Annotated in this window: 13 protein-coding genes; 5 read left to right on the top strand and 8 right to left on the bottom strand. The window is 73.3% G+C overall.

The features are described 5' to 3' along the window. Positions 1–236: 236 nt before the first annotated feature. The 3 genes from ACWCRA_RS08200 (at position 237) to ACWCRA_RS08190 (ending at position 4,656) form a co-directional block, all read left to right on the top strand. Positions 237–1,982 carry a VanW family protein gene (locus ACWCRA_RS08200; protein ID WP_451067069.1) on the top strand — a complete coding sequence of 582 codons (1,746 nt, stop codon included), beginning with the start codon at positions 237–239 and terminating at the stop codon, positions 1,980–1,982. Between the two features lie 155 nt (positions 1,983–2,137). Next, positions 2,138–3,922, top strand: a complete 1,785-nt coding sequence (locus ACWCRA_RS08195) for a cytochrome c biogenesis protein DipZ (RefSeq protein ID WP_351549563.1) — start codon at positions 2,138–2,140, stop codon at positions 3,920–3,922. Between the two features lie 125 nt (positions 3,923–4,047). Further along, a complete protein-coding gene (locus tag ACWCRA_RS08190; protein ID WP_451067068.1) occupies positions 4,048–4,656 on the top strand; it encodes a chloramphenicol phosphotransferase CPT family protein in 609 nt (202 codons plus the stop codon). Between the two features lie 7 nt (positions 4,657–4,663). On the opposite strand, the gene ACWCRA_RS08185 is transcribed toward ACWCRA_RS08190, so the two are convergent. The 5 genes from ACWCRA_RS08185 to ACWCRA_RS08165 form a co-directional block, all read right to left on the bottom strand. Continuing rightward, the gene (locus tag ACWCRA_RS08185) at positions 4,664–5,521 is read right to left on the bottom strand and encodes a hypothetical protein (RefSeq protein WP_451067067.1); all 858 of its coding nucleotides are present in this window, start codon (positions 5,519–5,521) and stop codon (positions 4,664–4,666) included. Next, entirely contained in the window at positions 5,518–7,368 is a 1,851-nt protein-coding gene (locus ACWCRA_RS08180; protein WP_451067066.1) for a GMC family oxidoreductase, read from the bottom strand. The genes ACWCRA_RS08185 and ACWCRA_RS08180 overlap by 4 nt, the downstream gene beginning before the upstream one ends. After that, on the bottom strand, positions 7,365–7,844 hold the full coding sequence (locus ACWCRA_RS08175; RefSeq protein WP_351549552.1) for a hypothetical protein: 480 nt from the start codon (positions 7,842–7,844) through the stop codon (positions 7,365–7,367). Before ACWCRA_RS08175 ends, ACWCRA_RS08180 begins: the two co-directional genes overlap by 4 nt. 572 nt (positions 7,845–8,416) lie before the next feature. Next, positions 8,417–8,680 (bottom strand): hypothetical protein, encoded by a 264-nt coding sequence (locus tag ACWCRA_RS08170; RefSeq protein ID WP_451067065.1) that lies wholly within the window; start codon positions 8,678–8,680, stop codon positions 8,417–8,419. A 182-nt stretch (positions 8,681–8,862) separates the two neighbouring features. Then, entirely contained in the window at positions 8,863–9,384 is a 522-nt protein-coding gene (locus tag ACWCRA_RS08165; RefSeq protein WP_351549546.1) for a YceI family protein, read from the bottom strand. Between the two features lie 203 nt (positions 9,385–9,587). On the opposite strand from ACWCRA_RS08165, the gene ACWCRA_RS08160 reads away from it, so the two are divergent. Both ACWCRA_RS08160 and ACWCRA_RS08155 read left to right on the top strand, forming a co-directional pair. Further along, positions 9,588–10,268: a TNT domain-containing protein gene (locus ACWCRA_RS08160; RefSeq protein WP_351549543.1), complete on the top strand. Its 681-nt coding sequence runs from the start codon at positions 9,588–9,590 to the stop codon at positions 10,266–10,268. 7 nt (positions 10,269–10,275) lie between these two features. Next, positions 10,276–10,509, top strand: coding sequence for a hypothetical protein (locus ACWCRA_RS08155; protein ID WP_351549540.1), 234 nt, complete (start codon positions 10,276–10,278; stop codon positions 10,507–10,509). 47 nt (positions 10,510–10,556) lie between these two features. Here ACWCRA_RS08155 and ACWCRA_RS08150 read toward each other — a convergent pair whose 3' ends face one another. Genes ACWCRA_RS08150 through ACWCRA_RS08140 form a run of 3 tightly spaced genes read right to left on the bottom strand, consistent with a single transcriptional unit; the run spans position 10,557 to position 12,942 of the window. Beyond that, entirely contained in the window at positions 10,557–11,300 is a 744-nt protein-coding gene (locus ACWCRA_RS08150) for a methyltransferase domain-containing protein (RefSeq protein ID WP_351549538.1), read from the bottom strand. Between the two features lie 5 nt (positions 11,301–11,305). Next, positions 11,306–12,109: an SDR family oxidoreductase gene (locus ACWCRA_RS08145; protein WP_451067064.1), complete on the bottom strand. Its 804-nt coding sequence runs from the start codon at positions 12,107–12,109 to the stop codon at positions 11,306–11,308. Then, the gene (locus ACWCRA_RS08140) at positions 12,106–12,942 is read right to left on the bottom strand and encodes a TauD/TfdA family dioxygenase (protein WP_351549532.1); all 837 of its coding nucleotides are present in this window, start codon (positions 12,940–12,942) and stop codon (positions 12,106–12,108) included. Before ACWCRA_RS08140 ends, ACWCRA_RS08145 begins: the two co-directional genes overlap by 4 nt. Positions 12,943–12,965 lie beyond the last annotated feature (23 nt).

Below are 12,965 nucleotides of genomic sequence, written 5' to 3'. Positions count from 1 at the left end.
CGGCCGGGACGGCGTCCGAACGTCAGTAGGATGCAGTGACAGGCGCCCAGCCGGGTATGCGTGCTTTCGGTACGAGAGGACCGCCGGTCCGACCACGGTCCTCCGTGGGGTACGAGTGCGCATGAGGCGGGTGTCGTCCCGCCGGGCCCGGCACACGCCCTCCCGGTGATCGGCGCGCAGCCGGACCCTCGGGGGGACCGGTGTGTGCCGGGGCAGCCATCGACAAGGAGGTTTCAGTGCTTCGTTCTTCCGGTTCCGCGGGCACCGCCGGGGACGGCCGACGCCGAATACACCCCGCCGCGCTCGTGGTGGGGGCGGTCTGCCTCGGCTTCGGCGGTCTGTATGTGACGGGCCTGCTGGTCTCCGGTGACGAGGTGCCCTCGGGTACGCGGGTGCGCGGCGTGGACATCGGAGGGCTCAGCCCCGCCCGGGCCGAGGCGAAACTGGAACGCGAGCTGGCCCGTGAGTGGCCCGCGCCGGTCGAGGTGCGGATCGGCGACAGGACCGGCACCGTCGACTCCCGCGCGGCGGGCTTCACCCTGGACAGCGAGGAGACCGTGGCCCGGGCCGCCCGGACCGGATCGGGGCCGTTCACCGTCATCGGCCGGCTCTTCGCCTCCGACGGCCGCGCCGTCGAGCCGGTCCACCGGGTGGACGAGGCGAAGACCCGGACGGCACTGGCCGAGCTGGCCGGGAAGTACGACCGCACGGCCCGTGAGGGCGCGATCTCCTTCCGTGAGGGCCGCGCGGTGCCCGTGCGGGCCCGCGTCGGCGAGACGCTCGACGTCGGCCGCGCGACCGGTGTGGTCCGCGAGGCGGTTCTCGACGGGAGGACCGGCCCGGTCTCCCTGCCGGTCGAGCGCAGCGAGCCGCGCGTCGGCGCCGCCGAGGTCGACCGCGCCATGGCCGAGTTCGCCGGGCCCGCGATGTCCGCCCCGGTCACCGTCACCGTGGGTGGCCGCGCCGGCACCATATCCCCGGCGACCATCGGCGAGCACCTGGCCATGAAGCCCGACAAGACGGACCGGCTCACCCCCCGGCTCGACGCCAAGGCCCTGCGCGCCGACCCCGCGGTGACCCGCTCGCTGGCCGCGATCACCGATGAGCCCAAGGACGGCACCCTCAGCCTGGACGGCGGCACCGTGGTGCTCGCCGAGGACGGCAGGCCCGGCCAGAAGGTCACCGCCGACGCGCTGGGGCGCACCGTCCTGCCCCTGCTGACCCGCGGCGGCGACGCCCGCACGGCCGCCCTGCCCACCCGGGCCGTCCAGCCCGAGATCAGCCGGGAGAACTTCGACTCCCTGGGCCTCAAGGAGCGGATGTCCACCTTCACGGTCGACTTCGACCCCGCCCCCTACCGCACCACCAACATCGGCCGCGCGGTGGAGCTGATCAACGGCTCGCTGGTGAAGCCCGGTGAGAACTGGAGCTTCAACGAGACCGTGGGCGAGCGCACCAAGGCCAACGGCTTCGTGGACGGCATCATCATCCAGGACGACCAGTACACCAAGGCCGCCGGCGGCGGGGTCTCCGCGGTCGCCACCACCGTCTTCAACGCCATCTTCTTCGCCGGTGTGAAGCCCCTGGAGTACGGCGCCCACTCGTTCTACATCGAGCGCTACCCGGAGGGCCGGGAGGCGACGGTGGCCTGGGGCAGCCTCGATCTGCGGTTCGCCAACGACTCGGGCAACGCCATCTACATCGCCGCGAGCTCCACCGACTCCTCGGTCACCATCAGCTTCTACGGCACCAAGAAGTACGACTCCGTCGAGGCCGTCAAGGGCCCCCGCACCGAGGTGAAGAAGCCCGAGAAGCGCGAGGGGCCGAAGAAGAACTGTCTGCCGCAGACGCCGCTCGACGGCTTCAACGTCACCGTGGACCGGGTGCTGCGCTCCGGTGACAAGGAGGTCGGGCGCGAGACCTTCCGCACCCGCTACGACCCTCGCGACGAGGTCACCTGCGAGAAGCCGATCACCCTCTGAGCCGGTCACCCCGCTGAGCGGAACCGTGTGCGCCCGTGCCGTCCGGCACGGGCGCACATCTGTCCGGCCCGGCACGGGCGGCAATCCGGGCCGGTCCCGGCTCCGAATCAGGGCAGAGGGCGGACACTCCGGTCTCCGAACGGAGGGCACCATCCATGCTGACCCTGTCCCTGATCGGTCTGTTGGGCGGGTTGATCACGGCGGTCTCCCCGTGCATCCTGCCGGTGCTCCCGGTGGTGTTCCTCGCCGCCGCACCCGGAAACGCCGCCGCACCCGCCCCCGTACCCGCGACCGTGCCCGCCGGGTCCGGCACCGCCGCACCGCCCGGCGCCGCTGAAGGGCCCCCCGCTCCCGCCGCCCGGCCCTCCCGGCGCCGCAACCTCCGCCCCTACGCGGTGGTCGCGGGCCTGGTGCTCAGCTTCAGCTTCTTCACCCTCCTCGGTGTCACCCTGATCTCCGCGCTCGGGCTGCCCGACGACATCCTGCGCTACGTCGGTCTGACCCTGCTGGTCCTGATCGGCCTCGGCCTGGTCTTCCCGCCCCTGGAGCGGCTGCTGGAGAAGCCGTTCGCCCGCATTCCGCAGCGCCAGGTCAACAAGGAGGGCGGCGCCTTCGTCCTGGGGCTCGGTCTCGGTCTGCTGTACGTGCCCTGCGCCGGACCGGTGCTGGCCGCGATCACCGTGGCCGGGGCCCGGGGAGAGATCAGCGCCGATATCGTCGCCCTGACGCTCTCCTTCGCCGTCGGCACCGCGGTCCCCCTGCTGATCTTCGCGCTCGCCGGCCGCCGGGTCACCGAGCGCGTCACCGCCTTCCGCACCCGCGCCCGGGGTCTGCGGATCGCCGCGGGCACCCTGATGATCGCCCTCGCGTTCGCCCTCGCCCTGGACCTCACCACGGCCCTCCAGCGCGCGCTGCCCGACTACACCGCGTCGGCGCAGCGGAAGATCGAGGACAGCGACCGGGCGCGCCAGCAGCTCTCCGGCCTGTACGACAACTCCAACAAGGAGCTGTCCCGCTGCGAGGACGGCGCCGACGAACTCAAGTCCTGCGGCAGGGCCCCGGCGATCGAGGAGATCACCCGGTGGCTGAACACCCCCGGCGGTCGCGCGGTGAAGCTCGAATCGCTGCGCGGCAAGGTGGTGCTGCTCGACTTCTGGACCTACTCCTGTGTGAACTGCCAGCGGAGCCTGCCGCATGTCAAGGCATGGGACCGCGCCTACCGTGACGCGGGCCTGGAGGTCATCGGGGTCCACTCGCCCGAGTTCGCCTTCGAGAAGGACGCCGGGAACGTCGCCGACCAGGCGGAGAAGCTCGGTGTCACCTATCCGGTGGCCCTCGACAACGAACTCACCACCTGGGACAACTACCGCAACCGGTTCTGGCCCGCGAAGTATCTGATCGACGCCCGGGGGACCGTGCGCCACTTCACCTTCGGCGAGGGACGCTACCGCGAGACCGAGGAACACATCCGCACCCTGCTCACGGAGGCCGCCCCGTCGGCCGCCCTGCCCCCGAGGACCGGCCGCAGCGACGCCGACCTCACCGAGGGCCGCACCCCCGAGACCTACCTCAGCCACCAGCGCATCCGCCGCTACACCGGTGACCCGATCGCCGCCGACCGCCTCAAGACCTACCGCATGCCCGGGGAGCTGCGCCGCGACGGCGTCGCCCTCGGCGGCACCTGGACCGCCGGTTACGAGCACTTCACCGCCGGCGCCGACGCCCGGCTCGCCCTCCACTACCGCGCGCGGAACGTCAATCTGGTGCTGGCGGGCAAGGGCCCGGTCGAGGTCCTCGTCAACGGCCGCCACCGCACAACGATCCAGGTCACCGGCGCCCCGACGATGTACTCCCTCATCGACGAACCCGAGGCCCACGACGCCCGCCTCGAACTCCGCCCCGCCCCCGGTGTCCAGGCCTTCGCCTTCACCTTCGGATAACAGCCGCCCCGGGGGCCCGCCACCCGCCGCCGGAGGAGACCGTTGTACGGTGCGGTCACTCTCCTCCGGGGTGGTGGGCCCCGAGGACCGGACGCCCTGGAGCAGCGCGGGATGCGAGAGCACGCATGACCACACGGACCACGCCCGGAGCCGGGGCCGCCACCGGGGCGGAGGGACCCCGGCGGGGGTTCGGCGGGCTGATCGTCTTTCTGAACGGGACCTCCAGCTCGGGCAAGTCGAGCATCGCGAAGGAGCTGGTGGGCCTCTTCCAGGAACCCTCCTTCCATCTGGCGGTGGACGCCTTCCACGCGATGCGCTCGAAGCCCGAACTGACCCCGGAGCAACTGCCCGCCGTCCTCAGGCGCACCTGGATGGGGTTTCACCGGGCGGTCGCGGGAATGGCCGGGGCGGGCAACACCGTCGTCGTCGACCATGTCCTCAGCGAGCCGTGGCGCCTGCGGGACTGTCTGGAGCTGTTCCCGCACCGGGACACCGTCCTCGTCGGCGTCCGCTGCCCCCTGCCGGAGCTGGAGCGCAGGGAACGGGCGCGCGGTGACCGGCCGGCGGGACTGGCGGCCGGTCAGTTCGAGCGCGTCCACGCCCATGGTGTCTACGACATCGAGTGCGACACCGGGGACGCGAGCCCGGCCGAGTGCGCCCGGCGGATCGAGGACTTCCTCCACCGCCGGACCACCCCGACCGCCTTCGAACGCCTCGCGGCCGAGCGGGCCTGACCCGGGCTCAGCCGGCGCGCGGCACGTAGTAGGGCCGGTGGTGGGCCGCCACCGGCGCCGACTGGAAGCTCCACGCCCCGGCGGCGGGAGCCCCGCCGACCAGGGCGGCGATGTCGGTGCCGATGCGGGAGCCGCTGTCGTGGACCGTCAGCCGCACCCGCCCGGCGTCCGCCGCCGCCAGGGGGAAGAACCGGTAGGGCTGGTACACATGGAGCGGACCGGCCAGCGGCCGGCCGCCGGCGTCGGTGCCGTACCCGGTGATGGGGGTGCTGTTGACCGGGGTCCCGGGCAGACCGGTCAGATCGGCGGAGAGGGAGAACAGGGTCCGGTCCCGGCGGTCGATGCCGTCCCCGCTCTCCGAGGCCACCGCCTCCTTGCAGACGATGTCCCAGCTCTCGCCCGCCGGACCGTTGGGAGAGGGCATCGCCGCCCGGAACCAGGCCGGATACTTCGGCTCACCGAAGAGCGCCGTCCCCGCGGCGATCGCCAGCGGGTTGTCGCAGAGCACATGGAGCCGGGCGATCCCGAGCAGTTTCGTCTGGTCGTACCCCCGCGCGTACTCCTCGTACGAGAGCCTGGCGAGCCGGCCGGCGCTCGCGGTCGGATGCGCGACGACGCTGTACTCGATCTCCTGGGTGATACCGCCGCCGTTCGGGTACTGGGCGAAGTACAGCTGGTAGTTGAGGGTGACACAGGCCCTTCCGCCGAAGTCCGCCGCGGTCAGATCGGGGTGGTGCGCCGCGAGGGCCGCCCGCACCGGACCGGGGTCCACCAGGTGGTCGACGCCGATGTTGTGCAGGGCTCCGTAGTGGAAGGGCAGCAGATACGGGGCGGTCACGGGCGGCAGGGTCAGTTCGTCGGTCACGGGGTGCGGGTCTCCTCGGGGGTGGCCGGACCCGGGTGAGCCCCGGAGGCCGGCGGTCGGGCCGCGGCGCGCCGCGCGGACAGGTCGCGGTGGATCTGTTCGGCGCTGCGCAGGGTGATCGCGGCCATGGTGAGCGTCGGGTTGGAGGTGCCGAGCGAGGGCATGCTCCCGCAGCCCACCGCGTAGAGGCCGGGGTGGTCCCAGCAGCGCTGCCAGCCGTCGACGACGGAGTCGGCCGGGCTGTCGCCCATGATGTGGGTGCCCCCGCCGTGGCCCGCGCCCCGGTACACATAGGACCTGCCCCGGTACCTGTACCAGCCCGGGTGCGCGGGCCCGGGTGCGTACCGGCTGTGGTCCTCCGCCCCCAGCAGGGCGAAGATCTGCTCGGACACCGTCCTGGCCGCCGCGATCCCCTCCTTCACATGGTCGGAGAGGTCATACGTGAGCCGTGGGCGCGGCCGGCCCAGCGGATCGGGCGGACCCGGGTCGAGGGTGACGCGGTTGGCCGGGTCGGCGCTCTGCTCCAGCTCGAACTGGAGGGCGAACTGCCGGCCGATCCGCTCCCCGGCGGCCCTCCGCAGCGCCGGTCCGAACAGCCCCCGCCCACCGCCCGCCGGATCGCCGTGGCGCAGCAGTTCGGCCACATCGAGGGAGGGCGGGCCGACCGCCCAGTTCCACCCCCAGTTGCCGATCTCGATCCGGAAGGGCGCCCGGGCGGCCCGGGCCGGACCGAAGCGGAACCCCTCCAGACCGGAGGTCGAACCGGGCCCCCGGTAGGGCCCGGTGGGCCGGGGCAGCAGCCCCCAGGTGAGCAGCACGGGGTGGTCCATCAGATTCCGGCCGACCTGGTCGCTGGAGTTGGCGAGCCCGGAGGCGAGCAGCAGCCGCGCGTTCTCGATCGCGTGGGCGGCGAGGACGACCGTGGCCGCGCGCGCCGTGTGCCGGACCGGACGGGAGGGCCCGGCCGGGTCGTCGTACCGCTGGTACTCGACTCCGGTGACCCGCCCCCCGGGGCCGGCCACGATCCGTGCGGCGACCGCGCGGGTGCGCAGGGTGACCCCCGGCGCCCAGCGTGCCTGGGTGCGCAGCGGGGTGTACTTGGCCCCGGTCGGGCAGACCGGGATACAGCTCGCGCTGCCCTCGCAGACCGGCCCGTGCTCCTCGGTCGCGGCGGTGTTGCGGGCCTGGGGCGTGCCGACGACCCGCAGCGGGGTCGGGTGGGGGTGCGCGGGGTCCCGGGCGTGGCGCCCGTCCAGCCGCTCGGCCAGCATCCGGTCGAGATGGCTGGGCGGGACCGGGGGATGCGGGTAGGCGTACCCGTCCGGCCAGGGCAGACCGACGTGGTCCCGCTGCTCGGCCGGATCACCGGCCACCCCCAGTTCGCGCTCCGCCGCGCGGTAGTAGGGCTCCAGGTCGCCGTAGCCGATGGGCCAGTCGCGGCCGTAACCGAACTCCCCGGTGCGGAAGTCCTCCGGGTGCATGCGCGGGGTGAGCCCCGTCCAGGCCGTGCCGGTGCCGCCGTTGACCCGCAGATAGCCGCTCGCGTACGGCAGCCGGCCGTTCTGGACGAGATACCCGGCCGCCCGGTAGCCGCCGCCGGGCAGACCGGTGAGGTCCGGTACGTCGGGGGAGGGCACCAGGGGGTTGGGCGCCAGCGCCGAGCCGGGGACCTTCATCGCCGCCGCGCGGAACCGGTCCGCGTCCACGGCGGGGCTGCCGTCGGTGTCGCCCACCCCCGCCTCCAGGACCAGAATCCGCCAGCCCCGCGCGCCCAGCTCCTTCGCCACCAGCGATCCGGCGATGCCCGCGCCGACGACGATCACATCGAAACGCTCCGCACCGGTCATAACCCCTCGCCCCCGCCCGGCTCCGAGGGGGGCTCGGCCCAGGAGCCGGGACCCGGTCTTCCGGCCCCCGGCGGATGGGCGCCGAAGCTCCGCCACACCAGCGCGCCGGCGTGGGCGCGGGCGGAGACCGGGGCGGGGGGCCCGCCGCCCGGCCCGTCGGGCCAGGCGCCCGCGTACCAGAGGTGGCAGACGGCCCGGGCGAGCCCGTCGAGCGCCGCGTCGCCGGTCGGGACGTACGGGTCGGTCGCGGTGGCGGCCAGCTTCTCGTAGAGCGCGGGATCGCTCCGGGAGCGGACCAGCCGGCGGTAGGTCCCGGCCAGCCCGGTCCCGGTCAGCTCGGCGGCGTCGAAACCGGTGAGCGCGGCCGAGAGGGCCAGGAACCGCCCGGCCTCCCCCTCCCGCTGACACGGCCCGGACCCGGACCCGGGGCCGGAGTCCCCGTCGTCTCCCTCGTTCCCCCCGGCCGGCTCGTTCACCGCGGTCACCCGGAGCCTCGCCCACGGCACCGGCGACGGACGCTCTTCGACATCGGTCAGAACCCCCTCTGCTCTCTGCCTGCCTCCCCGTTGGGCCGCCGAGATCCCTACCTCGCCACCGGCGGGTTCATGCCCCCGGCCCTCCGGCGGGTGGGTGCGCGGGGTGCGCCCGGCACCGGCGCCGGGCTCCGGGACACCGGCCTGTGGCCGTCCCTGTGCGCGGTACCCGGAGCGGCTCGCCACCGAACCCCGGCCAGGGAGGAGGCGAACCCGGACGCCGCCGCTCCGCGCGCGGACCCGGCGGCAGCGGTGCGCGGCTGAGCCCTCCGCCCGGCGGGCCCGGGGGCGGGCGCGGCGCACGGGGTACCGGTGCGGATGCCGGCGGGGCCCGTGAGTCCCGCTTCCCGCCCCGGCCGTGGCCGGCGCCCGCCCGTCGGGACGGTGCCGGAGCGGGCGTTGACGCGGGACGCCGGGGGCGGCGGGCCGGTGGCGCGGCCTCCGGGGGCCTTCGGAACACCACCCCACGCGCCGTCCTCCGGCCGAGCGGAGCGATGTCCCGGGCCGCGACCCCGTTACTGCGGGGCGATGTCGAAGATCCCGCACTGCACGGACGGCGAGAGCAGCACCGCTCCGGGGCTGCACCCCACCACGACATCGGGGTTCTGGGTCGTGGTGACGGTGATGTCGCCGAACTCGAAGGCGGAGTTGAGGTCGAGGGAGTCGAGGGCGGCGTCCGAGAGGACGGCCCCGGGTGTGGCGGCGGAAGCGGCGGACGAGGCTCCGGCGACGGCCGCGACGGCGAGTGCGACGGCGGCCAGAACGGTTCTGATGCGCATGGTCGGTCCCTTGACTGTTCGGTGTACCGGGCAGGGGCGGCTGAGACGTTCCCGGTACCACCGGCGCGAGACCGCGCCACGCCGGTGCGCACCCGATCGGCGCAGGGGGATTCACCCGGCCGTACGCACGGAGGGGCCCGGCCGCCGGGCCCTGGCTGCCGAACCCCCCGGAACCGGCCCGGTCAGAGCCGGGCGCTGATCGTCACGCTGATCGTGAGATGGCGGGAGGTGAACCCCTTGGACCGGGTCACACCGAACGCGTAGCGGTCGACCGTGGTGGTTCCGCGGGCCGTGAGCCGCCCGTCGGCGAAGGAGACGGAGTCCACGGCTATCGCCACCGGGCGGGTGACACCGTGCACGGTCAACTGCCCCCGCAGCGTCCCGCCCCCGCCGGACCGGTCGAGACTCCGGCCGCGGAAGGTCATCTCGGGGTACGCGGCCGTGTCCAGGTACTCGGCGGACTTCACGTGCTCGTCCCGCTTCGCGTTGGCGGAGTCGAAGCTTCCGCTGGGGATCACCACATCCACGGACGACTCCTCCACCGACTCGGACACGGTGATCGACCCGTGCCCGATGGTGAGGGTGCCCACGACCGGAAGCAGCCAGAAGGCACGCGTCTCGAACCGCAGGGACGAGGCCGCCGTGTCGATCTCATACGTTCCCGGTACCGGTACCGACTGTCTCTCAACGCCTGACGCCGTCATGAACGCGTACCCCTTCGGTCTGAAGATCGGCCCTGATCGATCACCCTCTCGTACCGCCCGCCGTTCCACCAGCCGACGACAAGCCGCAGAACGCGGTGATCGAATCCGGCCGGAAATCGCCGTGGCGGCGACTTCTCCACCGGACCGGGCGATACCCTTCCCCGGCTTTTCTGAATGATCATCAGTACGAGGGGAATGTCCGGATGAATCGAATAAGCACCGTACTTGCCGCGCTCGGCATCACCGCCGGGCTGATGACCGCCCCCGCGGCGAGCGCCGCCCCGCAGACCCCGGAGCGGCCGAGGGCGGCGGCACCCCGGCACGAGCCGCCGTGCACCGGGAAGTTCCTCGACGACGCCCGTCTCGGCCCCCAATGGCTGCCGGAGAAGCAGGTCGCACCGGTCGGGCCGCTGCTCAAGGGGTACAAGCGGACCGGCTCCCTCACCCCCTCGGCCTTCCTCGCGAAGTACTGGGAGGGCCCCGCCGGAACCGGCGGCTGGAAGTACCCGCCGAACGACGGCTTCGGCCAGGTCAACGGCGAGATCGACAAGGAGCCCACCAAGCTCCGCCCCGGCCAGCGGCTGGACCGCTTCGGCTCCGAGTTCGGCAGCTATCTCGCCCCGGCCGGTGACGCCTACCGCAAGCGCGCCCTGCCCCCGCAGAACCTCAACACCCGGGACGCGGCGGTCGCCTGCGACTACCGTGTCTACAAGGTCGCCAAGCCGTTCTGGGTGTGGCAGGGCCGTATCGCGCCCTGGTTCGAGCAGCCCGGCGGGGGCCGGCAGATCAAGCTGGACCCGGTCTTCCTCGACCCGGGGCAGGGCGAGCGCCTCCATGTGAAGTGGCTGCTGGAGCGCGGCTACCTCACCGCCGTGGCCGGCTAGGGCGGCCATGGACCGCCGCGGCGCACGGGCCGCGCTGAGCGCGGCGGGGGTGGCCGACGGCCACTACCACATCGAAGGGGTCCACGAACCCGCCCCCACGCCCCCCGACTTCCTGTATCTGCGGCGGGCCCCGGACGGGGGGTGGGAGACGGGCGTGTACGAGCGCGGCGCGCACCAGGCCATCGCCCGCCACCCGAGCGAGTCCGCTGCCTGCGCCCATCTGCTGCGGCTGCTGATCTGACGGCGCGGGTGCGGGGACCGCCACCCCGCACCCGCGCCTCCAGCGGGTCAGCCCCCGTCGCCGAGATGCCGCCAGCGCACCGGGTCGCGCGCCGGTGCGCCGGGCACCGGGTCCGGCAGCGCGCCCCGGTCGCCGCATTCGAGGACGAGCATCTCGTCGGCGCCGGGCTGGAACTCATAGGCGACCCGGTCGAGCCGCGAGGCGACACCGAAGCCGTCGAGTTCCGCGCGGATGCGGTCGAGATGCTCGTACCGCTCGTCCGTGGTGTGCAGCACCACCGGGAAGAGCCGCACCTGCCAGCGGGCCACCCGGACCAGCTCGATCAGCGCGTTCCGGTGGAACTCCGCATCGAACCGCGCGCCGTAGGAGAACAGCAGATGGGAGCTGAGCACCAGATCGAAGGAGCCATCGGCGAAGGGCAGATGGGGCAGGGTCCCCTCGACATAGCGCTCCGGGCGCGCCGTGATGTGCGCGGCGAAGGTGGTCGCGGCCTCGGACCGCAGCCGGGTGTAGCGCGTGGCGTCACCGAACCAGTCCCAGACGTACGAGGACGCGTTGTCCGCCACGGACCGGTGCTTGTGCTCGATCTCGCGCAGCACCAGCTCGCCGAGGCGCTCCCGGCCGGGACCGTACTGCGGATCGACGGCGACCGCGTCGGTCCCCCGGGCCCCGGCCAGGGCCACGAAGCTCGCGGCGCCGCCGGGGCAGTCCAGTACGCGCAGGGCCAGGTCGTCGTCCGACAGCGCGAACATCGCCCGGTACTCGTCGAAGGAGCGGGCACTGATCAGCATCGCCGTCAGCCCCGGCCGATGAAGGGCATGGTCGTGGGCAGGACCGTGAGGAACTGGACATTGGTGTCCGCCGGCATGGACGCCATCAGCAGCAGCGACTCCGTGAAGCGCGCCACGGGGATTGTCGCCTCGACCGCCATCGAGCCGTCGGCCTGCATCGCGGCGGGCTGCGGACCGCCGCCGGCCGGGTCCACGTTCCCCACGTCGATCTGTCCGCAGGAGATGCCGTAGGGGCGCCCGTCCAGCGACAGGGCCCGGGTGAGCCCGAGCACCGCGTGCTTGGCCGTCGTGTAGGCGATGGCGTTGGGCCGGGGCGAGTGCGCGGACGGCGCACCGTTGTTGATGATCCGCCCGCCCTGCGGGGACTGGTCCCGCATCACCCGGAACGCCTCCTGCGCGCAGAGGAAGGTACCGGTGACGGTGGTGTCCATGACCTTGCTCCAGTCGTCGAAGTCCACCTCCGCGACCGGCCGGCGCGGGACGGCCGCGCCCGCGTTGTTGAAGAGGAGGTCCAGCCGGCCGAAGTGCGCCCGTACGGTGCGGAACAGCGCGGCCACCTGGGCGGGGTCGCGGATGTCGGTGGGCACGGCGATCACCCGGTCCGGGCCCGCGCCCGACAGGGCGATGGTCTCCTTCAGCGCCTCCTCGCGCCGGCCGGCCAGGGCGAGCGACCAGCCCTGGGCGAGCAGGGCGAGCGCGCTGGCCCGGCCGAGCCCGCCGCCTCCGCCGGTGACCACACCGATCCTGCCGGTGCCGGGTCCCGTGGCCGCACCCGTGTCCGTGTCCCGCCCGGCGGGTCCGGCGGTCATCGGGTGTCCATCCAGACGCGCAGCACCCGGCGGGGCACTTCGGGCTCGTCGACGTAGGGCGAACGGCCGTGCAGCACCCTGCTGTTGCGGATCACCAGCAGATCACCCGCCGCCAGCTGGAGCCCGAAGGCGATCTCCGGCCGGTAGAGGACCTCGTCGAGGTAGTCCAGCGCCTCCAGCCGGCGGGCGCTCAGCTCTCCCGAGGCCCGTACCGTACGGGTCTGGTAGTAGCAGCCGACCGTCCCGTCCGCCTGGGTGAAGAGAATCGGCGAGACGACCGTCTGGACGCCCGCGCGCCCGGTCCGGTCGAAGGTCCACTCCTCCTGGAGCAGGGCGAGCACATCGGGCCGCTCCTGCTCGATGATGTCGTGGACGTGCCGGGCGCTCGCCAGCTTGGTGTTGCCCCCGCCCCGGACCGCGGGCTGGAGGCAGAGCAGGACCAGCAGATCACAGGTGTCGCAGTGGAACCCCAGCTCGGTGTTCCCGTCGCCGTCGTTGTCCCGCAGCACCCGGGTCAGATCCCCCTGGGCGTTCTGCGGAACGATCTCCCCCAGATCCCGCACCAGGAACGACAGGCTCCGGACGATGTCGTCGTCGGGCGCCGCCGGGTCGATCAGCCGCTGGACGTGCGCGAAACCCACCGACCGGATGCTCCGCTGGAGGAAGGAGTTCAGGTTCTCGCGCTGCGGAGCCGCGCCGTTCCACCGCTCGGCCACGGAGTCGGCCCAGAGCAGCTCCCGGTCGCCCGGGGAGACCGGTGCCGACCACACCTCGCGGGTGGACTCCAGATACTCCGAGGTCCAGCCGATGTCGTTGAGTGTTTTCTCGGTCATGCCGTGATCAGTCCTTTCAGAAG

The organism is Streptomyces sp. NPDC001889, from assembly GCF_053594535.1.
This window is presented reverse-complemented; position numbering and strand designations above follow the sequence as displayed.